Source organism: Erwinia sp. MYb416, assembly GCF_037479575.1.
In the GTDB taxonomy this organism is placed as follows: domain Bacteria; phylum Pseudomonadota; class Gammaproteobacteria; order Enterobacterales; family Enterobacteriaceae; genus Erwinia; species Erwinia rhapontici.
Genome location: NZ_JBBGYT010000438.1, coordinates 560,274 through 584,594 on the forward strand (window position 1 = coordinate 560,274; position 24,321 = coordinate 584,594).

Genomic DNA, 24,321 nt, shown 5'->3' on the forward strand with positions numbered 1-24,321 from the left:
TTTTGCAATCATCGTGCCAACGGCGGTTTTTTAACAGAAATGCAGCATAAGCTGTTGGGGATGGGGGGAGAAAGATCGGGGCGAGGCATGCCTCGCCCGGAGAGAGTTATGAACGGCGTGAACGCCAGGCGCAGAGGACGCCAGCAAGGGCAAACAGTAATGTCACAGCCCAGATACCCCAGTTGCCGATTCGGGCATAAGGTGTCAGCCCGGTCGTCGGTGTGACCTTGGCTGCCAGTACTTCCGCTTTGAACTGTGGAATAATCTGTGCAATCTCACCCTCAGCATTCACCACTGCTGTCACTCCGTTATTGGTGCTGCGAAGCAGTGGGCGGCCGAGTTCCAGTGCACGCATACGCGCCATTTGCAGATGCTGCCACGGACCAATGGAGTGACCAAACCAGGCATCGTTCGAGATTGTCAGAAGGAAGTTGGTATCGGGCCTGAAGTTGTCACGCACCTGCTGGCCCAGTACGATTTCGTAGCAGATGGCGGCTGTCAGGTTGTAACCCGCAACCTGGAGCTGTGGCTGCACGTAGTCACCCCGACTGAAGGAAGACATTGGCAGGTCGAAGAACGGTGCCAGTGGACGCAGCAGGGTTTCCAGCGGAACGAACTCACCAAAAGGCACCAGATGATTCTTCTGGTAGCGGTTCTTGCTGAAATAGTTGTAAGGCTGCGGTCCGCCCAGCACGATGATGGTGTTGTAGTCGTGGTAGCGATTGCTTTCGAGGCGTGAATCAACAATGCCGGTCACCAGGCTACTGCCTCCAGCCCGCAGTTGTTCATCCACGGCTTTCAGGAACGGCTGCTGGCGAGTTTCCAGGTCAGGAATCGCCGACTCTGGCCAGATGATGATCGGCGCTTTCCCTACAAACGGACGGCTGAGCGCGGTATAGGTTTTCAGCGTATTCACCAGCTGATCCGGATCCCACTTCATCGATTGTTCGATATTGCCCTGAACCAGCGCCACATCCACTGCCCGCTCGGGCAAAGGCTGGAACCAGCTGATCTGACGCAGCGGCCAGGGGAGCAACAGTAATGCCAGGGCGGCGACACCAGCAGCCAGATGGCGTTTCAGTGCGGCATACACCGCCAGGCCGGCGATAATCATCAGCAGGAAGGTGATGCCTTCCACACCCAGTAATGGCGCCAGGCCTTTCAGCGGGCCATTAATCTGGCTGTAGCCAAACTGCAACCACGGGAAACCGGTCAGTACCCAGCCGCGCAGGAACTCCGTCATTTGCCACAGCACCGGAGCCGCCAGCGCCAGGCGCAGCAGCGTGGTTTTCGGGCTCAGGCGGTTGAGCAGGGCAGCAAACAGCAGGGGGTAGAGAGACAGCCAGGCTGCCAGCAGGATCACAAGGAAGACATTGACCGGGCCAGGCATTCCGCCGAAGGTGGCAATGCTGACGTAAACCCAGTTAATGCCGCTACCGAACAGTCCCATGCCCCAGACAAAGCCGATGGCACTGGCCTGACGCGTGCTGCGGTTTAACGTCAGGGCCTGTAAGCCGATCAGTGAAACCAGTGCCGCAGGCCAGAAATCATAGGGGGAGAAAGAAAGGGTGCCAATGGCACCCGTGATAAGCGCTAAAAGCAGGCGAACCTGCTGGCGCTGGCAGAATAAGGCAATTGCCATAAGTCGGTTACTCTTCCAGAGTCGGTTGCGGCGAATTTTCCGGGATTTTGACATGGACCTGAATAATACGGCGGCTGTCTGCCATCGCGACTTTAAACTGGTAACCATCGATCTCAATGCTTTCACCCCGTGCCGGCAGATGGCCAAAGCCCTGCATCACCAGGCCGCCGATGGTATCCACTTCTTCATCGCTGAAGTGGGTGTTGAAGACTTCGTTGAAATCTTCGATCGGCGTCAGGGCGCGAATGGTGTAAGTGTGGCGACTGAGCTGACGAATATCGCGATCTTCTTCATCGTCATACTCATCTTCAATTTCACCGACGATCAGCTCAAGGATATCCTCGATAGTCACCAGGCCGGACACGCCACCAAATTCATCAATCACAATAGCCATATGATAGCGCTGTGAACGGAACTCTTTCAGCATCCGGTCGACACGCTTACTTTCCGGCACCACCACCGCTGGGCGCAGTACCTTTTCCATACTGAACGGCTCAGACTCACTGCTCATAAATGGCAGCAGGTCCTTGGCCATCAGGATGCCTTCAACATGGTCCTTGTCTTCGCTGATCACCGGAAAACGTGAGTGGGCAGACTCAATAATCACCGCCAGGCACTCTTCCAGCGTCTGGTTACGCTTGAGCGTGACCATCTGAGAGCGAGGGATCATGATGTCGCGTACACGCTGTTCGGCGATATCCATCACACCTTCCAGCATGTCCCTGGTATCCGGGTCGATCAGGTCATTCTGTTCAGAATCACGGATCAACTCCAGCAGGTCATCGCGGTTTTTCGGCTCACCGTGGAACAATTGGTTGAGAATCAGCGTAAAAAATCCCTTTTTGGTACTGGGACTGTCATTGTTTTGTGAATGGTCATCGCTCATGGCGTTTTTGAGTTTGTCTCTCTATCAATAAAATCGGCTGCCCCAGGTGGGGCAGGCGTGATGGCTTGTACAAATCTGTCATCTGAAGCCGCAGTGGCCTTCATTTTCAGGCGATACAAGCCAGGTACTTATTCTTTCTCCGAAATGTACGGATCGGGATAGCCAAGAGCAAGCATTATCTCGGTCTCCAGCGATTCCATCTCTTCGGCTTCGTCATCTTCAATGTGATCATAACCCAACAGATGCAGGCTACCGTGGATCACCATGTGCGCCCAGTGGGCCTCAAGCGTTTTTTCCTGTTCGGTAGCTTCCGCTTCCACCACCTGGCGACAGATAATCAAATCGCCCAGCAGGGGCAGTTCGATGCCCGGAGGGGCTTCAAATGGGAAGGACAGCACATTAGTCGGTTTGTCTTTTGCGCGATAGGTGTGGTTTAACTCACGGCTTTCCGCTTCATCAACCAGACGGATAGTGACTTCGCTTTCTGGCTGGAACTGCGGCAGTACCGCCTCCAGCCAGCGTTGAAAATCGGCTTCAGCTGGCAGACCCTGCTCGCTTTCACAGGCGAGTTGCAGGTCCAGAATAACATTACTCATTTGTTCTCCTGTGAAGCCTGCTGGGCAGCCAGTGCTTCACGTTTACGTTCTTCTGCCTGGGCATCACGCCGTTTTTGGTCGGCAGCTTCCCAGGCTTCATAGGCAACGACAATGCGCGCAACGACAGGATGGCGCACCACGTCTTCACTGTGAAAGAAGTTAAAACTCAGTTCATCCACATCGGACAGCACCTCAATAGCATGGCGCAGGCCGGATTTCAGGTTACGTGGCAGGTCAATTTGCGTCACATCACCGGTGATCACCGCTTTCGAGTTAAATCCAATACGCGTCAGAAACATCTTCATCTGTTCGATGGTGGTGTTCTGGCTTTCATCGAGAATGATAAACGCATCGTTCAGTGTACGACCGCGCATATAGGCCAGCGGTGCCACTTCAATCACGTTACGCTCGATCAGCTTCTCCACGCGTTCAAAGCCCAGCATCTCGAACAGAGCGTCGTACAGAGGGCGCAGGTAGGGGTCCACCTTCTGGCTGAGGTCCCCCGGCAGGAAGCCGAGTTTTTCACCGGCTTCAACGGCAGGACGGGTCAGCATAATACGACGGATCTCCTGGCGCTCCAGGGCATCCACCGCGGCTGCGACCGCCAGATACGTTTTACCGGTTCCCGCAGGGCCAATACCAAACGTAACATCATGGTCGAGAATGTTGGCGACATACTGCGCCTGGTTTGGCGTACGCGGTTTGATCACGCCGCGTTTGGTTTTAATATGAATCGCTTTGCCGAACTCGGGCACACTGTCCGCGGTCTGTTCAAGCACGCCGCTCTCTTTGATAGCCAGATGAATCTGTTCCGGGTCGATATCCGGGATATGGCCTCGTACAGGGGCGGTATCCACATAAAGATGACGCAGAATGTCTACGCCAGCATGAACGCTCAGCGCACGTCCCACCAGCTTAAAGGCGTTTTCACGGCGGTTGATCTCAATACCCAGTCGGCGTTCCAACTGTTTGATATTGTCATCAAATGGGCCGCACAGGCTCAGCAGCCGCGCGTTATCAATAGGTTCCAGCGTTACTTCACGTGTTTCAATATTCAAACTAATCCTTTGGGTCACACAGGGCCAGGTTGAGAAATGGATGACTGTCTGGCTTCAGCGCCATAAATGAATTATTTATGGCAGCACATAAAGCTGCAAGCGTCCGAGTGGATATTTGGGCGCGTCTTTCAGAAAGCAAGTGTAACGCAATGAAATCATACGGCGAACCCGGAAGGCTCGCCGCATTATTGAGGGATTAAGGCTGGAAGGTGCCGACGCCCAGTTCGTTCTCTTTGCGCGTGCGTGCAATAACGGAGGCTGGGGTCTCGATGCTGCGCAGGTCCATTTGAGCTTCACCGCGGACAAAAATGCCGCGCAGTGAGTTGGCATAGACATCGACGATATCGACATCAACGAATTTGCCAATGTGTTCTGGCGTGCCTTCAAAATTCACCACGCGATTACATGCAGTACGGCCGGACAGCTCCATCACATTTTTACGTGAAGTGCCTTCGACCAGAATGCGTTGCACAGTGCCAAGCTTACGGCGACTCCAGGCCATCACCTGCTGATTAAGGCGATCCTGCAGAATATAAAGACGCTGTTTTTTCTCGTCGTCGGAGACATCATCCGGCAGGTCGGCAGCGGGGGTTCCCGGACGGGCTGAATAGATAAAGCTGTAGCTGGTATCAAAATTGATTTCACCGACCAGCTTCATGGTCTGCTCGAAGTCTGCCTGCGTTTCGCCAGGAAAACCGATGATAAAGTCAGAGCTGATTTGAATATCCGGGCGTGCAGCAACCAGCTTGCGAATAATCGCTTTGTATTCCAGCGCCGTGTGGGCACGCTTCATCAGCGTCAGGATGCGGTCGGCTCCGCTTTGTACCGGCAGGTGCAGGAAGCTCACCAGCTCTGGTGTGTCGCGGTAGACATCAATGATATCGTCGGTAAATTCGATAGGGTGGCTGGTGGTAAAGCGAATGCGGTCAATACCATCAATGGCGGCAACCAGGCGCAGTAGCTCAGCGAATGAGCAGATACCGCTGTCGAAGGTCTCACCGCGATACGCATTGACGTTCTGACCCAGCAGATTCACCTCACGCACGCCCTGTGCGGCCAGTTGAGCGATCTCGAACAGAATATCATCCGAAGGGCGGCTGACTTCCTCACCGCGCGTATAAGGCACCACACAGAAGGTGCAGTATTTATTGCAGCCTTCCATGATCGAGACAAATGCGGTCGGCCCATCAGCACGCGGCTCGGGCATGCGGTCAAATTTCTCGATTTCCGGGAAGCTGACGTCAACGATTGGGCTTTTTGTGCCACGCACCGTATTAATCATCTCCGGCAAACGGTGCAGGGTCTGCGGGCCAAAAACAATATCCACGCAGCTGGCACGTTGGCGCAGTTGATCGCCTTCCTGTGATGCCACACAGCCGCCGACGCCGATAATCACATCGGGATTAGACTCCTTCAGTTTTCTCCAACGGCCAAGCAAAGCAAAAACTTTTTCCTGGGCCTTTTCACGAATCGAACAGGTGTTGAGCAGCAGGACATCGGCATCTTCTGCCGCATCGGTCAGGGTATAACCATGAGTGCTGTTTAACAGGTCTGCCATTTTGGATGAGTCATACTCATTCATCTGACAGCCCCAGGTTTTAATATGCAGTTTTTTTGTCATCGACTTGCCATTTGTCATGCAGAAAGGAGAGCGGGGCGCGTATTGTAGTGCTTCGCTGCCAGTGAGGCCGGTGTTCTGAATGTCACAGAAAAATCCGGTACACTTACGAACGATCAGGATAACAGAATTCTGCCGGTGAGGTGTAGCTGCACAGCACGCGTGATACGGCCGGAGAAGGAAAAAAAATGACGGAAAAAAAACATAAAGTGGATGTGGCCATCGTCGGTGGCGGCATGGTGGGCGCCGCGCTGGCAAGTGGGCTGGCGCAGCAGGGTTTTCAGGTCGCGGTACTGGAGCAGGCGGCACCGGCCGCGTTTGATGTTGCCAGCCCCCCTGACGTGCGAATTTCGGCCATTGGTGCGGCCTCTGTCGCACTGCTGAAGCAGCTGGATGTCTGGCCTGCGGTACTCGGTATGCGCTGCGTCCCTTATCGTAAGCTGGAGACCTGGGAGTGGCAGACCGCGCATGTCGGATTCGATGCTGAATCGCTCGGCTTACCTGAGCTCGGTTATATGGTTGAAAACAGCGTATTGCAGCGTGCGCTGTGGCAGCGTTTGCAACAACAGGAGGTGGCGCTGTTATGCCCGGCCCGCCTGCGCGATTTACAGCAAGTTAACGGTGGCTGGCAATTGGCGTTGGAGAGCGGTGAGACAGTCACCGCCAGGCTGGTCGTGGGGGCCGATGGTGCTAATTCGCAGGTACGTCAGTTAGCGGGGATTGGTATTCACGGCTGGAACTATGCTCAGTCCTGTATGCTAATCAGCGTTCGCTGTGAGCAGGATGCCGGGGATACCACCTGGCAGCAGTTTACCCCGGAGGGGCCACGTGCTTTCCTGCCGCTGTTTGACCGCTGGGCTTCACTGGTGTGGTACGACAGCCCGGCGCGTATTCGCCAACTGCAAGCAATGACGATGCCACAGCTGCAAAAAGAGATTCAGGCGCATTTCCCGGCACGTCTCGGCCAGGTTACGCCGTTTGCGGCTGGATCATTCCCGTTGGTTCGTCGTCACGCCACGCGTTATGTCCTCCCTGGCCTGGCGCTGGTGGGTGATGCTGCGCACACTATTAATCCGCTGGCCGGACAGGGCGTAAATCTGGGCTATCGTGATGTTGATGCATTAATCAGTGTATTAAGCGAGTCGCGTCTGCGGGCAGAGGATTGGGCGTCGACGGCGGTATTACAGCGTTATCAGCGTAAACGACAGAAAGATAATCTGCTGATGCAAAGTGGTATGGACCTGTTCTATTTCGCCTTCAGTAATCAGTCTGCGCCGCTTAAAGTGGTGCGTAATCTGGGGCTGATAGTGGCGCAGCATTCTGGCGTGTTAAAACGGCAGGCGCTGAAGTACGCACTGGGATTGTGAGATTGCGGGTTGACCGAAACAGAAGGCCAACCCCTGCATGATCGTTAGTTTGGATTTACTACAGACGTAAAAAAGCCCGCTTGCGCAGGCTTTTATACTTTATGGCTGGGGTGCAGGGATTCGAACCCCGGAATGCTGGTATCAGAAACCAGTGCCTTACCGCTTGGCGACACCCCAATTTTTTATGCGACTGGCGAACCAGGCGTCTTCTTCTTTGCGACTCGTACTACCAGCCGTCTTTATATGGCTGGGGTGCAGGGATTCGAACCCCGGAATGCTGGTATCAGAAACCAGAGCCTTACCACTTGGCGACACCCCAATAAAATTGGTGGCTACTACGGGAATCGAACCTGTGACCCCAGCATTATGAGTGCTGTGCTCTAACCAGCTGAGCTAAGTAGCCTAATTTTACTGCTTTACAATACTAACATACTTCTAAAAAAATGGCTGGGGTACCTGGATTCGAACCAGGGAATGCCGGTATCAAAAACCGGTGCCTTACCGCTTGGCGATACCCCATCCGTGCAAAACCGCTTATGGAAATGGTGCGGGAGGCGAGACTTGAACTCGCACACCTTGCGGCGCCAGAACCTAAATCTGGTGCGTCTACCAATTTCGCCACTCCCGCGCAAAAAAGATGGTGGCTACTACGGGAATCGAACCTGTGACCCCAGCATTATGAGTGCTGTGCTCTAACCAGCTGAGCTAAGTAGCCTTCTTTTTTCGCGTAACCTTCTGCGGCGTTGCGGGGCGCATTATGCGGAGTTGGCCTAAAAGCGTCAACAAGTTTTTTCCCGTTTTTTGTCACAATCGTGTTGTTTGACTGCCTTGTGAGCAGGATGACGATAAAATCAACGAATTCTGATGCTAACAGACGCAACGGCTAAATAAAAACGGGCCACAAGGGCCCGTTAGCGGTGATTTATCCGAACGTATTAGTAAGCGGACTGGTGCACACCTACGGCGCGACCTGATGGATCGTCCATGTTTTTGAACGCTTCATCCCATTCTATGGCCTTAGCGGACGAACAGGCCACTGACGGGCCGCCAGGGACGCATTCTGCTGCGCTTGGCAGCGGGAACAGCTCTTCAAAGATTTCACGGTACAAATACGCTTCTTTAGACGTTGGCGTGTTGTACGCGAAACGGAAGTGGGCGGTTTGCAACTGCTGGTCGCTAATCTGCTCTGCAGCCACTTCTTTCAGCGTATCAATCCAGCTGTAGCCCACACCATCAGAGAACTGCTCTTTCTGGCGCCATGCGACGCTGGCTGGCAGGTAAGATTCAAAACACTCACGCAGGATGTGTTTTTCCATTTTACCGTTGCTGCCACACATTTTATCCTGTGGGTTGATGCGCATTGCTACATCCAGGAATTTTTTATCCAGGAACGGTACACGCGCTTCCACGCCCCAGGCTGACATCGCCTTGTTAGCGCGAGCACAGTCAAACATATGCAGTGCATGCAATTTACGCACGTTCTCTTCGTGGAATTCACGGGCGTTCGGTGCTTTATGGAAGTAAAGGTAGCCGCCGAACACTTCGTCAGCACCTTCACCGGACAGTACCATCTTAATGCCCATTGCCTTGATTTTACGTGACATCAGGTACATCGGCGTAGACGCGCGGATGGTGGTCACATCATAGGTTTCGATGTGGTAAATCACATCGCGAATCGCATCGAGACCTTCCTGCACGGTGAAATGAATTTCGTGGTGCACGGTACCCAGATGTTCTGCCACGGCTTTCGCCGCGGTCAGGTCCGGCGATCCTTCCAGGCCAACGGCAAAGGAGTGCAGCTGTGGCCACCAGGCTTCGCTTTTATCCTGATCTTCTACGCGCTTCGCCGCAAAACGTTTGGTCACGGCAGAGATAATCGAAGAATCCAGACCACCGGACAGCAGGACACCGTAAGGCACATCTGACATCAGGTGGCTTTTAACGGACTCTTCCAGTGCGTTTTTCAACGCCGCTGCATCAGTGACGTTTTCTTCTACTGCGGCATAGTCAAACCAGTCACGCTGCCAGTAGCGGCGGATCTCGCCATCGGTGCTGGACAGATAGCTTCCCGGTGGGAATTCTTTAATGCTGCGGCATACAGGCACCAGCGCTTTCATTTCGGAAGCGACATACAGGTTACCGTGCTCGTCGTTGCCCATATACAGCGGGATAATCCCGATATGGTCACGGCCGATTAACCAGGTGTTTTTCACACTGTCATACAGAATGAAGGCAAACATGCCTTGCAGGTCATCGAGGAAATCGATGCCTTTTTCCTGATACAGCGCGAGAATCACTTCACAGTCAGACTCGGTCTGGAACTCATAGCGATCGCTCAGTTCAGCGCGCAGCGCCTGATGGTTGTAAATTTCACCGTTCACCGCAAGTACGTGGGTATGCGCTGCGTTGTACAGCGGCTGTGCGCCGTTGTTAACGTCAACGATCGACAGACGCTCATGGACGAGGATCGCTTTGTCATCGGCATACACGCCGGACCAGTCCGGGCCACGGTGACGCATCAGACGTGAAAGCTCCAGGGCTTTCTTGCGCAGTTCAACAGGATCGCTTTTCAGATCGAGTACACCAAAAATAGAACACATAAACAGCTCCCTAACGACTTACCTTGCGGTGATGATATTGGTTTAAAGCGACAGATATCGCGTGATGTATAAGAAAATGCGCTAACCAGTGAGGTGATGCAAGTAATTTAGTCATTAGGTGAAAAATAGCCTGTTGACCAAGGTGAATTCTTAGTGGATATGCAAATTAAATGGAGTTTTATTGACGAATCGATAATGAATGGTGAAAAGTGAACAAGAAGTGCACAGCGTGGGGGCGGTGCCCGGCGGACCGGGCAGAAAACTAGATAATGTCGATATCGGCAACGGAAGGGTAGATCCAGGTAGGACGGAACGGCATCGCGTCAACGTCACTCAGGCTGGAAACTCCCGACAGAACCAGAATGGTTTCCAACCCGGCCTGGAAGCCAGCAAGAATATCGGTGCGCAGGTTATCACCTACGATCACCGTTTCTTCGGAGTGCGCCTGAATCTTATTCAGTGCTGCACGCATAATCCACGGACTGGGTTTACCGACGTAAAAAGGCTGACGGCCGGATATTTTTTCGATACCTGCGCAAAGCGCGCCACAGGCTGGTGAGAAGCCATGTCCACGGCTGTCCGGGTTAGTTGCGATGAATCGTGCACCATTGGCCACGAAGAAAGCGGCTTTATGCATCATGTCCCAGTTAAAGGAACGGGTTTCTCCGACGATAACGAAATCAGGATTGATATCGGTAATCGTAAATCCGGCTTTGTACAGCTCATGGATCAACGCGCCTTCTCCAACCACATAGGCTTTTTTTCCTTCCTGACGCTTCAGGAAGTCCGCAGTGGCCATTGCAGAGGTATAGAACACGCTGTCCGGCAGTTCAATGCCGGCAGAGGCAAAGCGATTAGACAGGTCCATCGCGGTTTGGGAAGGGTAGTTTGTTAACACCACCAGCGGCATATTATTGCCGACGATGCGCTGTAAAAACTCACGCGCGCCGGGGACGGCAGTATTGTCGTGCATCAGCACGCCGTCGATATCACAGATTACGTTCTTTATCGTCATGCGTTCAGAGTCCATCATTCAATTAACCTTCCAGCAGGCGCTGAAGCAGAATTCCGTTGAGCATGGCGCGTTTCACCAGTGCAAAAGCACCAATGGCCGATCGGTGGTCGATCTCCGAGCGTACAACGGGTAAATTTTTACGGAAGGCTTTGAGTGCCTGAGTATTAATGCAGCCTTCAATTGCCGGCAGCAGCACTTTATCTGCTTCCGTAATTTCACCGGCAATGACAATTTTTTGTGGATTGAACAGATTAATGGCAATGGCGATTGCTTTGCCGAGGTGACGGCCAACATGTTCAATCACTTCACTTGATAGCGCATCTCCGCGATTGGCGGCACGGCAGATAAGTTGAATCTGACAATCATCAAGGGTGAGACTACTTGGATAACCCTGCGTGAGTAGATGGCGCACGCGATGTTCAATGGCGCTGTTGGCAGCGATAGTTTCAAGACAGCCAAAGTTGCCGCAGTGGCAACGCTCGCCTAACGGGTCCACCTGGATGTGCCCCAGCTCACCCACGTTGCCGTTGCTGCCGAGGAAAATCTGACCGTTAGCAATAATCCCGGCACCTGTTCCCCGATGAACACGCACCAAAATGGAGTCAGCACAATCGCGCGATGCGCCAAAATAGTGCTCTGCCAGGGCCAGACTACGGATGTCATGGCCGACAAAACTGGTGACATTGAATCGTTTTTCCAGGTTGGCGACCAGCGGCCAGTGGCTGACGCTGATGTGTGGCATATAACGAATAATACCGTTTTTCGGGTCGACCAGACCTGGCAGAATGACGGAGATCGCAATCAGTTCGCGCAGTTTGCGCTGATGCAGTTCGCTAAAGTCAGCAATGGCCTTAAACAGCGCGTTTTCGAGGGTTTCCTGCGTGCGTTCTGGCAGTGGGTAGTGCTCTTCCGCCAGCGATTTTCCGCTTAAATCAAACAGGGTGACGGTGGCATCGTTGCGACCAAGGCGCACGCCAATGGTATTAAATCCGCGGGTTTCCGTAATGATAGAAATCGCCCGGCGCCCCCCGGTAGAAGCCTGTTGGTCAACTTCTTTAATCAGACCACGCTCAATGAGCTGACGCGTGATCTTGGTGACACTGGCGGGGGCGAGCTGACTGTGCTCGGCGATCTGGATTCGTGAGATAGGGCCCTGCTGATCGATGAGCCGGTAGACGGCTGCACCATTAAGTTGTTTAACAAGATCAACATTTCCAATTTGAGCCTGGCCGCCAGTGGTCATTAAATATCTACTCGCTTAAGACCTCGTTACCATTAACGATAGTCCGGGTGATTTTGTAATCGCGGGTGAACACCGTCAGATTAGCCACTTTCCCGGCTTCAATTGACCCTAAATGCGTGTCTACCCCCATTGCGCGGGCCGGATAAAGTGTTGCCATACGCAGCGCCTCGTCAAGGGAAATGCCCACGTGTTCGACGCTGTTTGCTACAGCCTCAATCATAGTTAGCGCAGATCCGCTCAGAGTGCCGTTCTCATCAACACACAGCCCGTTGCGATAGTATATTGTTTTACCAGCAAAAATGAACCGATCAATAGAAGCACCCGCCGGTGCCGTGGCATCGGTAACGAGGATCAGTTTGTCGCCTTTGATTCGTTTAGCATTACGAATGTTAGCGTAATGGACATGTAAACCGTCGGCGATGATACCGCACCAGACATCCGGTGAATCAAACAACGCACCGATTAATCCAGGTTCACGACCGCTGGTGGTCGGCATAGCGTTATATAAATGCGTGGCAAAGGAGACCCCGGCATCAATCCCGGCAAGCGCTTCGTCATAAGTACCGTGGGAATGGCCCGCAGAGATGATAATCCCGGCATCACGCAGTTGACGAATAACCGCGGCGTCTACTTTTTCTGGCGCGAGGGTAATCTTACTGATGACATCGGCGTTGGCACACAGGAAATCGACCAGCGCGCTATCCGGAGCACGGATGAGGTCTGGATTGTGGGTGCCTTTTTTCAACGGATTGAGCCAGGGGCCTTCCAGATGCAGGCCGAGCGCCTGGTTGCTGTTCTGCGCCAGCCAGGCACGCATCACTTCAACGGCACGTTTCATCAGCTCATCGGTGCTGGTGATAAGCGTAGGCAGAAAGCTGGTACAGCCTGACTTCTCATTGGCTTTCTGCATGATTTGCAGGGTTTCTACGCTGATCGCTGAAATATCATCGTTAAACTGCACGCCGCCGCAGCCATTCAGCTGCAGGTCAATAAAGCCAGGGGCAATAATCGCACCGCCAACCTGACGAGTTTCAATGCCAGCGGGCAGATCCTCCAGCGGGCAGATACGATCGATCAGGCCATTGGCAACCACTACCGCATGCCGATCGAGGATTTTATGGCCTGTGTAGATACGGCCCTGGGTTAATGCGTACATAGTTGTTCTCCTGACTTTCCTGATATTTCTTGTCCTGCCGGCTGGGCGCTAACCCTCCGGCAGGCACCGGTCTGAAATGACGACAGCGACCAGGGATGATCACAGATCTTTAATATTTCCAGCTTCCATCTCGCGGAAATACTTCACGGTTTTCATCTTCAGCTCCATCGTGGACGGTTCATCACACACCACGACCGCTTTCGCGTGCAGCTGCAAACAGCTGATGGTCCACATATGATTCACGTTGCCTTCTACTGCGGCTTGCAGCGCCTGAGCTTTCAGATGGCCCGTGACCAGAATCATCACCTCTTCTGCATCCAGTAATGTACCCACACCCACCGTCAGGGCATATTTTGGCACCTGGTCGACGTCGCCACCAAAGAAGCGTGAGTTGGCGATGCGGGTATCGTGAGTCAGCGTTTTAATACGGGTACGAGACGCCAGAGAGGAAGCGGGTTCGTTAAAGGCAATGTGTCCGTCATTTCCTACGCCACCCATGAACAGGTGAATTTTGCCGTAAGAACGGATTTTTTCCTCATATTGGCGACATTCTGCGTCAATATCCGGTGCATTACCATTGAGAAGGTTGATGTTTTCACTTGAAATATCAACATGATCAAAAAAGTTACGGAACATAAAACTGTGGTAACTTTCCGGGTGCTCTTTCGGCAGGCCGACATATTCATCCATATTGAAGGTCACAACATGCTTGAAGCTGACCTGGCCCGCTTTGTGCATATCAATAAGATGTTTATAGGCTTCCAGCGGTGTGCCTCCAGTGGGTAAGCCCAGGACAAACGGACGATCGGCGGTAGGATTGAACGCATTGATGCGATTTACAATATGGCGTGCCGCCCATTTTCCGACCTGGGCTGGTGTTGCCAGAGGAATCAGTCTCATGTTGCACCTCGTATATAAGCAGAGTTAGGTATTAAGTTAAAACGGTGCTCTGTCGTTGTTCTGGTAAGCGTAACGCGATTACCATCATGCAACAGAGGGATTTGTCCGTTTTGATTTTTCGAATCATAAAATAAGTTTGTGCTGTTGACCAGCCATATGCTAAGAATAATGCGTTTTTAGGTGATTTTAATCACATATATGACGGTTTAATTTGCGAAGCGAATTAATTTTTTTTTACACTTCGTTTCGTGGTGTGTAGTGTCGGGCTGACAAAAAAAACCGTGAAAAAAAACAGACGGTTTTTGCCGCCTTAACGGGTCTCATAGGGGGAAATGGTGAATATTTTAGGATTCTTTCAAAGATTAGGGCGGTCGTTACAGCTGCCAATAGCCGTGCTGCCTGTTGCTGCACTGATGCTGCGCTTCGGCCAGCCTGATTTACTCAATATGCCGTTTATTGCACAGGGCGGCGGGGCGATTTTTGACAACCTCGCACTGATTTTTGCTATCGGTGTGGCGTCGACCTGGTCTAAAGACAACGCCGGTGCTGCCGCGCTGGCTGGTGCTGTGGGTTACTTTATTCTGACCAAAGCGATGGTGACCATCAACCCAACGGTCAATATGGGTGTGCTGGCGGGGATTATTACGGGCCTGATAGCCGGTATGACCTACAACCGCTGGGCTGACATCAAACTGCCTGACTTCCTGAGCTTCTTTGGCGGTAAACGCTTCGTACCTATCGCGACGGGCTTTTTCTGTCTGGTGCTGGCGGCGGTGTTTGGTTATGTCTGGCCTCCGGTTCAGGCGGCAATTCATTCCGGCGGTGAGTGGATTGTCTCTGAGGGGGCTTTCGGTGCGGGTATCTTCGGTTTCGTTAACCGTCTGCTGATCCCAACCGGTTTGCATCAGGTGCTGAACACTATTGCCTGGTTCCAGATTGGTGAGTTCACCAATGCGGCCGGTGCTGTGGTCCACGGTGATATCAACCGCTTCTATGCGGGTGACGGCACGGCGGGGATGTTCATGTCCGGGTTCTTCCCGATCATGATGTTTGGTCTGCCGGGTGCTGCACTGGCGATGTATCTGGCTGCGCCGAAAGCGCGCCGTCCAATGGTTGGTGGTATGCTGCTTTCTGTTGCGGTGACCGCATTCCTGACGGGTGTGACCGAGCCGCTGGAATTCCTGTTTATGTTCCTGGCGCCGATGCTGTATCTGATCCACGCCTTGCTGACGGGCATCAGTCTGTTTGTGGCGACAACGCTGGGCATTCATGCCGGGTTCTCTTTCTCTGCGGGCGCCATCGACTATGTATTGATGTATAAATTGCCTGCGGCCAGCCAGAATGTGTGGTTGCTGCTGGTGATGGGGCTGGTGGCCTTTGTAGTCTACTTCGTTCTGTTCAGCGCAGTGATCCGTATGCTCAATCTGAAAACGCCAGGCCGCGAAGATGAAGGCGACCTGCTGGTAAAAGATGAAGCGAACAGCAATACCGAAGAGGGCCTGGCAGACCTGTCCCGCCAGTATATTGGTGCGATTGGTGGCTCGGATAACCTTAATGTTATTGATGCCTGCATCACTCGCCTGCGTCTGTCCGTTAAAGATGCATCGCTGGTGAATGATGCACAGTGTAAACGCCTGGGGGCTTCCGGGGTGGTGAAACTGAATAAGCAGACCATTCAGGTGATTGTGGGTGCGAAAGCAGAATCCATCGCCGAAGAGATGAAAAAGCAGATTGCCAAAGGCCCGGTTGCTGCCGCAGCGACGAGCTCGAAACCTGTTGCGCCAGTCGCCGCTCCGCAGGCAATACCCAATGCGGCTAAAGGGGTGATCGGTACACTGGTTGCACCGGTTAGCGGTAAGGTTGTTGCCATTGACCAGGTGCCTGATGAAGCCTTCGCCAGCAAAGCCGTGGGCGACGGCCTGGCCATCTTGCCAACCGGTAGCACCGTTGTTGCTCCGGCTTCCGGTACGCTGGTGAAAATCTTTAATACTAACCATGCATTCTGTCTTGAAACCGAAAACGGCGTTGAAATTGTAGTGCACATGGGGCTGGATACGGTTGCACTGGAAGGTAAAGGGTTTACGCGTCTGGCTGAAGAAGGCTCAACGGTAGTGGCGGGTCAGCCAGTACTGGAAATGGACCTTGTCTTCCTGAATGCGAATGCCCGTTCGATGATCAGTCCGGTGGTGATCAGCAACATTGATGATTTCGCGGGATTAACGCTGCTGGCCGGTGAAACCGTGGTAGCGGGTGAGACCCGAATCGTTGAAATTAATGGCTAACACCGTCGACTGATGCGACTGTGACAGGGCGGGAAGCGATTCCCGCCCTTTTTTTATGTGATTCCCGCAACAAACGGTTGTTTCCCCTCTCTGCTTTGTGGATCATACTCCGTTATTTCATAGCTAATTTAAGCCATGCACTATTGAGGAAATTGAGATGAGTGAGGCTGAAGCCCGCCCAACTAACTTTATTCGTCAGATCATCGACGAAGATCTGGCGAACGGCAAGCACAGCTCAGTGCATACCCGCTTCCCGCCTGAGCCGAATGGCTATCTGCATATTGGTCATGCGAAATCGATCTGCCTGAACTTTGGCATCGCACAAGATTATCAGGGGCAGTGCAACCTGCGCTTCGATGACACCAACCCGGTGAAAGAAGATCTGGAGTTTGTTGAGTCGATCAAGCGCGATGTGCAATGGCTGGGTTTCACGTGGAGCGGTGAAGTACGCTACTCATCTGATTATTTTGAACAGCTGCATAACTATGCTGTTGAACTGATCACCAAAGGGCTGGCTTATGTTGACGAACTGTCGCCTGAGCAGATCCGTGAATACCGTGGCAGCCTGACGTCAGCGGGTAAAAACAGTCCCTACCGCGATCGCAGTGTGGAAGAGAACCTGGCGCTGTTTGCCAAAATGCGTGCCGGTGGCTTTGCCGAAGGCACCGCCTGCCTGCGCGCTAAAATCGATATGGCTTCCAACTTTATCGTGCTGCGCGATCCGGTGATTTACCGTATTAAATTTGCTGAACATCATCAGACCGGTAACGCCTGGTGCATCTATCCGATGTACGACTTTACCCACTGCATCTCGGATGCGCTGGAAGGCATTACCCACTCCCTGTGTACGCTGGAGTTCCAGGACAACCGTCGTCTGTACGACTGGGTGCTGGATAACATCACTATTCCCGTTCACCCGCGTCAGTATGAGTTCTCCCGTCTGAATCTCGAATACGCCATTATGTCTAAGCGTAAATTGAGCCAGCTGGTGTCTGAGAATGTGGTGGAAGGCTGGGACGATCCTCGCATGCTGACTGTTTCTGGTCTGCGTCGCCGTGGTTACAGCGCTGAGTCTATCCGTGAGTTTTGCCGCCGTATCGGCGTGACAAAACAGGATAATATCGTTGAGATGGCTGCGCTGGAATCCTGTATTCGTGACGACCTGAACGAAAATGCACCGCGCGCGATGGCGGTGATGGATCCGGTTAAAGTGGTGATTGAAAACCTGCCTGCGCATCATGACGAGATGATTAGCATGCCGAATCATCCGAACAAGCCCGAAATGGGAACACGTGAAGTGCCGTTCAGCCGTGAGATCTATATCGATCGCGCTGATTTCCGAGAAGAAGCGAACAAGCAGTACAAACGTCTGGTGCTGGGCAAAGAAGTCCGCCTGCGTAACGCTTACGTGATCAAAGCCGAGCGTGTGGCGAAAGATGACGAAGGCAACATCACCTGCCTGTTCTGTACCTGCGATGTGGATACTCTGAGCAAAGATCCGGCTGACGGCCGTAAAGTGAAGGGCGTGATCCACTGGGTATCGGCTGTTCATGCGCTGCCAGCGGAGTTCCGTCTTTATGATCGCCTGTTCAGCGTGCCGAACCCGGCAGCGGCAGAAGACTTCCTCGCCAGCATCAACCCGGATTCTTTAGTGATCCGCCAGGGCTTTGTTGAGCCGGGTATGCAGCAGGCGGAAGCCTCTGCGCCGTATCAGTTTGAGCGCGAAGGTTATTTCTGTGCCGATAGCGTGTATTCCAGTGCCAGCAATCTGGTGTTTAACCGCACCGTTGGCCTGCGTGATACCTGGGCAAAAGTGGGCGAGTAAACCGCTATTTGCTGATAAAAGGCCGCCGATGCGGCCTTTTTTTCGTCTGCTACTTATAATTCGGCACACAGATAATCAATAAACATCCGCGTTTTACGCGGCAGAGCGCTGCGGGTGGCAAAGACAGCGCTGACGGGCTGTACCGGTAGCTGCCAGTCATTGAACAGAAGCTGTAATTCTCCGCTGGCCAGATCGTCTGTCACCAGCCATTCAGGCAGCACCGCCACGCCCATTCCGGCCAGTGCCATCTGGCGCATAATCTGCGCAGAATTGGCGCTGTAACGTGCTTCGCTTTTCACTTCACAACGATCCTGCCCGCGCTGGAAATGCCAGCGGCCGGGATGGGAGAGATTACTGTTGTGTATCCATGGCAGGGTGCCCACCTCACTGAGCTGTTGCAGCGAATAGCGCGCCATCAGCAGCGGCGACGCCACCAGCACAATACGGTATTCCCCCAATTTGCGACTCTTTAGCGAGGAGTCGCGCAGTGTGCCGAGGCGGATAGCCACATCCAGTTTGTTGCTCACCAGGTCATCAAGCGAGGCACCGACGTTATAGCTCAGGGTGAGCCCGGGGTGACGCTGGCAAAAACGGGCTACGGGTGGCATCAGGAACTGCTGGCCATACTCCCAGGTGGAGGTGATACGCAGTTCCCCCGATAGCGGCTGGCTGTCATCGGTGATGCGACTTACGGCAAGGTCGATATCGCAGAAGATCCCCTTAAAATCCTGGTAGAGCTGGCTTCCGCTCTCTGTCAGCGCCAGGTTACGGGTATTGCGCGTCAGCAGGGCGACGCCGAGTACCTGTTCCAGTGTCTTAATATGCAGGCTGACCATCGCCTTACTTAAGCCGAGATTATCGGCGGCGCGGGTAAAACTGCCGCTTTCCACGACCGCAAAAAAAGTGTGAATTTTATCCAGTTGAGCATGCATGGGATTGTTTACTTATATCGAACAATCTTTTCACTGTATGCCAGTCGATCTCCGTGGTCAATCGCCGCTATGCTGCGCCCGGAGGTATGACTATGAGCTATCGCTACCGCATAGCAGTAATTTTCCTGCTCGGCTTCTTTATTGATTGTATTAATATTTTTATGTCGGCGATTGCGCTGCCGGAGATGGCGGGAGAACTGCGTATAGCCAGCGGTTCGCTCGGCTGGGTGGCCAACAGCTATATACTCGGCTTGACGGTGATTATCCCAATCAGCAGCTGGCTTGCCGGGCGTTATGGTGCTCGCCGGGTGCTGGTGGCCTCGATGTTGCTGTTCAGCCTGGCGGCACTGGGCTGCGGTCTGGCAGATACGTTTATCACGTTGGTAATGTGGCGTTTTGTACAGGGTATGGCGGGAGGGTTGCTCATCCCGGTGGGGCAGGCTCTGACATTTAATCTGTTTAAGGGCAAGGAACGGGCAACCATATCGACCCTGATTATGAGCGTGGCATTGATTGCGCCAGCACTGTCGCCGCTGCTGGGCGGCATGATTGTCGACAGCCTCTCATGGCGCTGGATTTTCTGGTGCAATATTCCGTTCAGCCTGATGGCCGCTGCGCTGGCCGCGCTATGGGTGCAGCGTGAAACGCGGGTGGCAGTCCGGCCTGATATCCGTGGCATTCTGCTGGTGTGCCTGGCACTGGCTGCCGTTCTGCTTGGATTGTCGCAGCTTGCGGAGGCGGGGTCTCTTATTTCTGCATCGTTATGGCTGCTGGCCGCGTTGGGCCTGGCTATCGGCTATTTGCGCCATTACCATCGTCAACCCCAGGCGGTGATTGATTTGAACCTGTTGCGTAATCCCCGGCTAAAGCTGGCGGTGGTCATTTACTACGCCGTGCCGGGCATCTTCACCGGTGTGAACCTGCTCAACATTTTTTATCTGCAACAGTGCCTGCATTTTTCTGCCGAACGCTGTGGAGCATTTATGCTGCTGTACGGTGGTGGGGCACTGGTGGCGATGCTGGTATGTGGTCGTCTTTACCATTGTCTGGGCGCACTGACCCTGTTCAGCTGTGGGTTGGTCTTACATGCAGGCGGCATCGTGCTGCTGGCGCTGGTACAGAGTCCCGAACAGGTGATGCTATTGAATGCGGCTTATCTGCTGATGGGGATTGGCGGTGGAATCAGTGCCAATACGGCACAAACCAGTGCTCTGACTGATTTTCACGATGAGCAGATGACGCGGGCCAGTGTGATATGGAATATTAATCGTCAGCTTTCATTCAGCCTCGGCGCCGCATTGTTTACACTGCTGTTTACGTTGATGAGCCGCCACTATTCTGCTGCTCAGTCTTATCATCAGGTCTTTGTTGTTGCCGCAGTTACCGGCCTGTTCCCCTTGTGGATGATTTATCGCCACGCCCGTCATAAGGATGTTGTATGTCAGCGTTAACCGAAAAAGCCTGTGAAAGTATCATTGTACTGCATCAGCTTATTGAGAAAGTGTTTCACGGAGATGGGAGCTTTGTCCCTGAGCTGTTGCGACATTTTGAACCCGATTTTATCATGGTCGCGCCCAGCGGAAAAAGTCTGTCGATGGAGGAGGTGACTGCGCTGTTCACTCGTCTGGTCGGCGAACGGCAGGGTGTTGCTATCACGATTGAACACTGCAAAGTGATCTCTCAGTTTGGCCAGGAAGTAGCGATCCAGTATCACGAGCTACAACAGCAGGGTGATAATCATACCCACCGTATTTCACTGGCGGTGATTGATTGTGGTTGTACGCCACCTCGCTGGCGCTATTTGCAGGAAACAATGGTGGTCAGTTAATTACTGTACTAGTTCGTGAGTGTGATTCTGTGTAGACTATGCGGCATTCTTGCCGTTTAGCCAGTGGATTATCCCGGTTTATGGCATGTTATTTATTGCATTCGCTAAGGGATTTCATGGCTACACCTGCTTCTGCTGTTCGTCTGCCGTCAACACTCTGGGGGGCGTTGATTATCAGTGGCACCATTATTGGTGCCGGGATGTTCTCGCTGCCGGTAGTGATGTCCGGTGCCTGGTTTGCCTGGTCCTCCGCGCTGCTGATCGTGACCTGGTTCTGTATGCTGCTGTCCGGATTACTGTATCTGGAAGCCAGCCTGCATTATCCCATCGGGGCGAGTTTTGATACGGTCACACGCGATTTACTTGGGCGTGGCTGGAACCTGATCAACGGTTTGTCCGTGGTCTTTGTGCTGGGGATCCTCACCTATGCGTACATTTCTGCCAGTGGCGCGATTATTCAGCACAGCCTCAATCAATTAAATGTCGGAATATCGGCACGTATGGCTGGGCTGCTCTTTACGCTACTGGTGGCGCTGTTTATCTGGCTGGGAACAGCGGTTGTCAGCCGGATGACGCTGATTTTTCTCGGCGCGAAGATCCTCACCTTTCTGATGATTTTTGGCGGCCTGCTGTGGCATGTTCAGCCGGCTATTCTGCTCGACAGCCAGGGAGCCGATCGCGATTATCTGCGATATCTCTGGATAGTGGTGCCGTTTTGTCTGGCCTCCTTCGGCTACCATGGCAACATTGCCGGGTTGACGACTTACTACCATAAGAATGCAGGCCGCGTGAGCCGTTGCCTGATTTACGGCACGCTGCTGGCTCTGATGATTTACTTTATCTGGATCATCGGCACGATGGGCAATATTCCCCGCAGCGAATTTAAAGCGATTGCCGCGCAAGGCGGTAATATTGACGTACTGGTGGGGGCGTTATCCGGCGTACTGCACAATCGCTCTCTGAATCTGTTACTGGATATCTTCTCTAACTTCGCCGTTGCCTGTTCATTCCTCGGTGTCAGTCTTGGCTTTTTTGATTACCTTGCCGATCTCTTTAAACTGGATAACTCCGCGTCCGGAAGATTAAAAACCACGCTGCTGACGTTTATTCTGCCGCTAACGGCCGCGATGATCTGGCCCAACGGTTTTCTGCTGGCAATCGGTTATGCCGGGCTGGCCGCGACGTTGTGGGCTGTTGTCACGCCAGCGCTACTGGCCTGGCAGTCACGTCGGCGTTTTGCCATTTCCACGTGGCGAGTCAGGGGGGGGATGGCACCGATTGTGCTGGTTCTGCTGTTTGGTGCATTGAATGCCGTGGTCTCGTTGCTTTCATATGGTGGCTGGCTGCCGCTCTATACGCGATAACCTTTTGAGACAGATTGGCAGCGTTTTAGCCGGGAGGAATCGCTATAACGCAGGCATAAAAAAACCGGTGGCAAGCCACCGGTTTTTACACTGAACAGTGCAGATTATTTGTCGTGCAGAGTCTCGTCTTCACGACAGTCACCCAGAGAACAATGGCCATAAAGATACAGGCTATGGTTGCTCAGTTTGATACCGTGACGCGTGGCGATTTCACGCTGACGTTCCTCAATGTATTCGTCTCTGAACTCAATAACTTTACCGCAGTCCAGGCAGATCAGGTGATCGTGATGGTGCTGCTGAGTCAGTTCGAAAACGGATTTACCGCCTTCAAAGTTATGGCGGGTAACGATCCCCGCATCATCAAATTGGTTCAGCACGCGGTAAACGGTGGCCAGACCAATTTCTTCGCCCATATCAATCAGGCGTTTGTACAAGTCTTCCGCACTGACATGATGGCCCTCTGGTTCCTGAAGCACTTCCAGAATTTTCAGTCGGGGAAGCGTGACTTTCAGGCCGGCCTTCTTTAATGCGGTGTTATTGTCAGTCATGCGGATATTGTCCTGTTACTTTGCTAGTCACTTAGTGGCTGAAAAGCCCTGAACATCGGTCGACGCTAAAAGATGAGTGCGTCTCAGTATAGAACTGATACTCCGAAATGAAAACCATAAGGGGTGCCTGAAACCGCAATGGATGTAAGGATAAGTGTCATTACATCCAGGGTAGCACGCGCCCGAATTAGGCTGGGTTAACATTTCAATCTGCATCATCTTCACCGCTCTTTGGGCGACTCACATCCTCAAAGAGTGGGGCAGGTGCTGAGTAAGCGGGTAACCGATGGGGTTATTGTACAGTTTTGCAGATGAAAGTTACAAACATGTATCTATTACTTCTATAGGAAAAACCACTTACTTGATGTGAGATAGCTCCCACATCAAGCGGCTATGGTTATGCTTCGATGATATCTTTTAGCTGAAGTTCATCAAAAATTTGTTTTACCCACTTTTCAACGCGTTCGTTGGTGAGCTCTGGCTGGCGATCTTCATCAATGGCCAGGCCAAGGAAATGGTTATCATCTGCCATGCCTTTCGAGGCCTCGAAATGGTAACCTTCGCTCGGCCAGTGGCCGACAATCACTGCGCCGTTCGGCTCAATGATGTCGCGGATGGTGCCCATTGCATCGCAGAAATACTCGGAATAGTCTTCCTGATCGCCGCAACCAAACAGCGCAACCAGTTTACCGTTGAAGTCGATTTCTTCCAGCGTTGGGAAGAAGTCATCCCAGTCGCACTGGGCTTCACCGTAGTACCAGGTTGGGATGCCAAGCAGCAGAATATCAAAGGCTTCAAGGTCTTCTTTGCTGCTTTTAGCAATATCACGAACTTCTGCAACATCTTTCCCCAGTTGCTTCTGGATCATTTTTGCAATGTTTTCGGTATTGCCTGTATCGCTACCAAAGAAAATGCCGACGAGTGCCATGAGTTTAATAACCTCTTGAATCTTAATGATATGGTGACTGCTGATTTTTTCGCAGATATCGCTAATGATAACAGACCGTCGTGAGCGGATAAATGAGTAATGCTGCCGGTTTTGTCGCTGAGTGCTAAGGCCCTGATACCATCAGGACGGATGACGTTGCAACTGTTCCAGCAGCATTTCTTCGATCAGTTCACTGCGGCTGATATTGCGCTCGAAAGCTAGCTGATTCAGGACATCAACCGCGTCGCTGTTCATTTTCAGTTCGACACGCTTCAGGCCGCGCACTTTATCGCGCTTGAGCTGATTGCGTTTGTTGATACGCAACTGCTCATCACGCGTCAGCGGATTAGTCTTGGGTCGTCCCGGACGTCGTTCATCTGCAAACAGATCGATCGTTGTGCGGTCCGTGTTCTCTTTTGCCATAGGAATCGTAATACTGAAAGGCTGGATTGCTGATGAATAGGGCCGTTATGCCGTCTGATAATCAGCAGCGGCAAAATTTTAGCGCGCCATCATACCCCAGCGAAAATGGT

The 24,321-nt window shown here is 52.8% G+C and carries 20 protein-coding genes and 6 tRNA genes; 6 read left to right on the forward strand and 20 right to left on the reverse strand.

Annotated elements, in window-relative coordinates:
• Nucleotides 1-106: 106 nt before the first annotated feature.
• The 5 genes from lnt to miaB form a co-directional block, all read right to left on the reverse strand.
• Nucleotides 107-1,642 carry an apolipoprotein N-acyltransferase gene (gene lnt, locus WH277_RS12135; RefSeq protein ID WP_133845580.1) on the reverse strand — a complete coding sequence of 512 codons (1,536 nt, stop codon included), beginning with the start codon at nt 1,640-1,642 and terminating at the stop codon, nt 107-109.
• A 7-nt stretch (nt 1,643-1,649) separates the two neighbouring features.
• On the reverse strand, nt 1,650-2,528 hold the full coding sequence (corC, locus tag WH277_RS12140) for a CNNM family magnesium/cobalt transport protein CorC (RefSeq protein ID WP_133845578.1): 879 nt from the start codon (nt 2,526-2,528) through the stop codon (nt 1,650-1,652).
• A 128-nt stretch (nt 2,529-2,656) separates the two neighbouring features.
• Nucleotides 2,657-3,124 (reverse strand): rRNA maturation RNase YbeY, encoded by a 468-nt coding sequence (ybeY, locus tag WH277_RS12145; RefSeq protein WP_133845576.1) that lies wholly within the window; start codon nt 3,122-3,124, stop codon nt 2,657-2,659.
• Entirely contained in the window at nt 3,121-4,182 is a 1,062-nt protein-coding gene (locus tag WH277_RS12150) for a PhoH family protein (RefSeq protein WP_133845574.1), read from the reverse strand. The genes ybeY and WH277_RS12150 overlap by 4 nt, the downstream gene beginning before the upstream one ends.
• A gap of 196 nt (nt 4,183-4,378) precedes the next feature.
• Nucleotides 4,379-5,803 carry a tRNA (N6-isopentenyl adenosine(37)-C2)-methylthiotransferase MiaB gene (gene miaB / locus WH277_RS12155; RefSeq protein ID WP_167864130.1) on the reverse strand — a complete coding sequence of 475 codons (1,425 nt, stop codon included), beginning with the start codon at nt 5,801-5,803 and terminating at the stop codon, nt 4,379-4,381.
• 185 nt (nt 5,804-5,988) lie between these two features.
• Here miaB and ubiF point away from each other — a divergent pair, with 185 nt between their 5' ends.
• A complete protein-coding gene (ubiF, locus tag WH277_RS12160; protein ID WP_133845570.1) occupies nt 5,989-7,167 on the forward strand; it encodes a 3-demethoxyubiquinol 3-hydroxylase in 1,179 nt (392 codons plus the stop codon).
• Between the two features lie 102 nt (nt 7,168-7,269).
• Here the strand turns inward: ubiF and WH277_RS12165 are convergent.
• The 11 genes from WH277_RS12165 to nagB all read right to left on the reverse strand — a co-directional run bounded on the left by WH277_RS12165 (nt 7,270) and on the right by nagB (nt 14,081).
• Nucleotides 7,270-7,344: transfer RNA gene (locus tag WH277_RS12165), tRNA-Gln, on the reverse strand.
• Nucleotides 7,345-7,411: 67 nt separating this feature from the next.
• Nucleotides 7,412-7,486 (reverse strand) — tRNA-Gln (locus WH277_RS12170).
• A gap of 7 nt (nt 7,487-7,493) precedes the next feature.
• A tRNA-Met gene (locus WH277_RS12175) sits at nt 7,494-7,570 on the reverse strand.
• Nucleotides 7,571-7,611: 41 nt separating this feature from the next.
• A tRNA-Gln gene (locus WH277_RS12180) sits at nt 7,612-7,686 on the reverse strand.
• Between the two features lie 24 nt (nt 7,687-7,710).
• Nucleotides 7,711-7,795, reverse strand: a tRNA-Leu gene (locus WH277_RS12185).
• Nucleotides 7,796-7,805: 10 nt separating this feature from the next.
• Nucleotides 7,806-7,882: transfer RNA gene (locus WH277_RS12190), tRNA-Met, on the reverse strand.
• 220 nt (nt 7,883-8,102) lie between these two features.
• The gene (asnB, locus tag WH277_RS12195; RefSeq protein ID WP_133845568.1) at nt 8,103-9,767 is read right to left on the reverse strand and encodes an asparagine synthase B; all 1,665 of its coding nucleotides are present in this window, start codon (nt 9,765-9,767) and stop codon (nt 8,103-8,105) included.
• Between the two features lie 262 nt (nt 9,768-10,029).
• Nucleotides 10,030-10,782, reverse strand: coding sequence for an HAD-IIA family hydrolase (locus WH277_RS12200; RefSeq protein WP_133845775.1), 753 nt, complete (start codon nt 10,780-10,782; stop codon nt 10,030-10,032).
• Between the two features lie 22 nt (nt 10,783-10,804).
• Nucleotides 10,805-12,025 (reverse strand): DNA-binding transcriptional regulator NagC, encoded by a 1,221-nt coding sequence (nagC, locus tag WH277_RS12205; protein WP_133845566.1) that lies wholly within the window; start codon nt 12,023-12,025, stop codon nt 10,805-10,807.
• Between the two features lie 7 nt (nt 12,026-12,032).
• On the reverse strand, nt 12,033-13,181 hold the full coding sequence (gene nagA / locus WH277_RS12210) for an N-acetylglucosamine-6-phosphate deacetylase (protein WP_212813895.1): 1,149 nt from the start codon (nt 13,179-13,181) through the stop codon (nt 12,033-12,035).
• Between the two features lie 99 nt (nt 13,182-13,280).
• Nucleotides 13,281-14,081 (reverse strand): glucosamine-6-phosphate deaminase, encoded by an 801-nt coding sequence (gene nagB, locus WH277_RS12215; RefSeq protein WP_133845562.1) that lies wholly within the window; start codon nt 14,079-14,081, stop codon nt 13,281-13,283.
• A gap of 335 nt (nt 14,082-14,416) precedes the next feature.
• On the opposite strand from nagB, the gene nagE reads away from it, so the two are divergent.
• Together nagE and glnS are read left to right on the forward strand one after the other, a co-directional pair.
• Complete coding sequence (gene nagE / locus WH277_RS12220; RefSeq protein ID WP_339506346.1) at nt 14,417-16,363, forward strand: PTS N-acetyl glucosamine transporter subunit IIABC; 1,947 nt, start codon at nt 14,417-14,419, stop codon at nt 16,361-16,363.
• Nucleotides 16,364-16,520: 157 nt separating this feature from the next.
• A complete protein-coding gene (glnS, locus tag WH277_RS12225; protein ID WP_133845560.1) occupies nt 16,521-18,188 on the forward strand; it encodes a glutamine--tRNA ligase in 1,668 nt (555 codons plus the stop codon).
• A 53-nt stretch (nt 18,189-18,241) separates the two neighbouring features.
• Here glnS and WH277_RS12230 read toward each other — a convergent pair whose 3' ends face one another.
• Nucleotides 18,242-19,120, reverse strand: a complete 879-nt coding sequence (locus tag WH277_RS12230) for a LysR family transcriptional regulator (RefSeq protein WP_339505731.1) — start codon at nt 19,118-19,120, stop codon at nt 18,242-18,244.
• Between the two features lie 92 nt (nt 19,121-19,212).
• On the opposite strand from WH277_RS12230, the gene WH277_RS12235 reads away from it, so the two are divergent.
• From WH277_RS12235 to mtr, 3 genes are all read left to right on the forward strand, one after another.
• On the forward strand, nt 19,213-20,571 hold the full coding sequence (locus WH277_RS12235; protein WP_339505732.1) for an MFS transporter: 1,359 nt from the start codon (nt 19,213-19,215) through the stop codon (nt 20,569-20,571).
• The gene (locus WH277_RS12240) at nt 20,559-20,948 is read left to right on the forward strand and encodes a hypothetical protein (protein ID WP_159337435.1); all 390 of its coding nucleotides are present in this window, start codon (nt 20,559-20,561) and stop codon (nt 20,946-20,948) included. The genes WH277_RS12235 and WH277_RS12240 overlap by 13 nt, the downstream gene beginning before the upstream one ends.
• A 116-nt stretch (nt 20,949-21,064) precedes the next feature.
• The gene (gene mtr, locus WH277_RS12245) at nt 21,065-22,312 is read left to right on the forward strand and encodes a tryptophan permease (protein ID WP_339505733.1); all 1,248 of its coding nucleotides are present in this window, start codon (nt 21,065-21,067) and stop codon (nt 22,310-22,312) included.
• 104 nt (nt 22,313-22,416) lie between these two features.
• On the opposite strand, the gene fur is transcribed toward mtr, so the two are convergent.
• The 3 genes from fur to ybfE form a co-directional block, all read right to left on the reverse strand.
• Nucleotides 22,417-22,860: a ferric iron uptake transcriptional regulator gene (gene fur / locus WH277_RS12250; RefSeq protein WP_062748415.1), complete on the reverse strand. Its 444-nt coding sequence runs from the start codon at nt 22,858-22,860 to the stop codon at nt 22,417-22,419.
• A gap of 397 nt (nt 22,861-23,257) precedes the next feature.
• On the reverse strand, nt 23,258-23,788 hold the full coding sequence (gene fldA / locus WH277_RS12255; protein WP_133845550.1) for a flavodoxin FldA: 531 nt from the start codon (nt 23,786-23,788) through the stop codon (nt 23,258-23,260).
• A 141-nt stretch (nt 23,789-23,929) separates the two neighbouring features.
• On the reverse strand, nt 23,930-24,211 hold the full coding sequence (ybfE, locus tag WH277_RS12260) for a LexA regulated protein (RefSeq protein WP_133845548.1): 282 nt from the start codon (nt 24,209-24,211) through the stop codon (nt 23,930-23,932).
• Nucleotides 24,212-24,321 lie beyond the last annotated feature (110 nt).

What these genes read in the sequence shown, in the direction of transcription:
- lnt (WP_133845580.1), bottom strand. Translation starts at nt 1,642, where the DNA reads ATGGCAATTGCCTTATTCTGCCAGCGCCAGCAGGTTCGCCTGCTTTTA.
- corC (WP_133845578.1), bottom strand. Translation starts at nt 2,528, where the DNA reads ATGAGCGATGACCATTCACAAAACAATGACAGTCCCAGTACCAAAAAG.
- ybeY (WP_133845576.1), bottom strand. Translation starts at nt 3,124, where the DNA reads ATGAGTAATGTTATTCTGGACCTGCAACTCGCCTGTGAAAGCGAGCAG.
- miaB (WP_167864130.1), bottom strand. Translation starts at nt 5,803, where the DNA reads ATGACAAAAAAACTGCATATTAAAACCTGGGGCTGTCAGATGAATGAG.
- ubiF (WP_133845570.1), top strand. Translation starts at nt 5,989, where the DNA reads ATGACGGAAAAAAAACATAAAGTGGATGTGGCCATCGTCGGTGGCGGC.
- asnB (WP_133845568.1), bottom strand. Translation starts at nt 9,767, where the DNA reads ATGTGTTCTATTTTTGGTGTACTCGATCTGAAAAGCGATCCTGTTGAA.
- WH277_RS12200 (WP_133845775.1), bottom strand. Translation starts at nt 10,782, where the DNA reads ATGACGATAAAGAACGTAATCTGTGATATCGACGGCGTGCTGATGCAC.
- nagC (WP_133845566.1), bottom strand. Translation starts at nt 12,025, where the DNA reads ATGACCACTGGCGGCCAGGCTCAAATTGGAAATGTTGATCTTGTTAAA.
- nagA (WP_212813895.1), bottom strand. Translation starts at nt 13,181, where the DNA reads ATGTACGCATTAACCCAGGGCCGTATCTACACAGGCCATAAAATCCTC.
- nagB (WP_133845562.1), bottom strand. Translation starts at nt 14,081, where the DNA reads ATGAGACTGATTCCTCTGGCAACACCAGCCCAGGTCGGAAAATGGGCG.
- glnS (WP_133845560.1), top strand. Translation starts at nt 16,521, where the DNA reads ATGAGTGAGGCTGAAGCCCGCCCAACTAACTTTATTCGTCAGATCATC.
- WH277_RS12230 (WP_339505731.1), bottom strand. Translation starts at nt 19,120, where the DNA reads ATGCATGCTCAACTGGATAAAATTCACACTTTTTTTGCGGTCGTGGAA.
- WH277_RS12235 (WP_339505732.1), top strand. Translation starts at nt 19,213, where the DNA reads ATGAGCTATCGCTACCGCATAGCAGTAATTTTCCTGCTCGGCTTCTTT.
- WH277_RS12240 (WP_159337435.1), top strand. Translation starts at nt 20,559, where the DNA reads ATGTCAGCGTTAACCGAAAAAGCCTGTGAAAGTATCATTGTACTGCAT.
- mtr (WP_339505733.1), top strand. Translation starts at nt 21,065, where the DNA reads ATGGCTACACCTGCTTCTGCTGTTCGTCTGCCGTCAACACTCTGGGGG.
- fur (WP_062748415.1), bottom strand. Translation starts at nt 22,860, where the DNA reads ATGACTGACAATAACACCGCATTAAAGAAGGCCGGCCTGAAAGTCACG.
- fldA (WP_133845550.1), bottom strand. Translation starts at nt 23,788, where the DNA reads ATGGCACTCGTCGGCATTTTCTTTGGTAGCGATACAGGCAATACCGAA.
- ybfE (WP_133845548.1), bottom strand. Translation starts at nt 24,211, where the DNA reads ATGGCAAAAGAGAACACGGACCGCACAACGATCGATCTGTTTGCAGAT.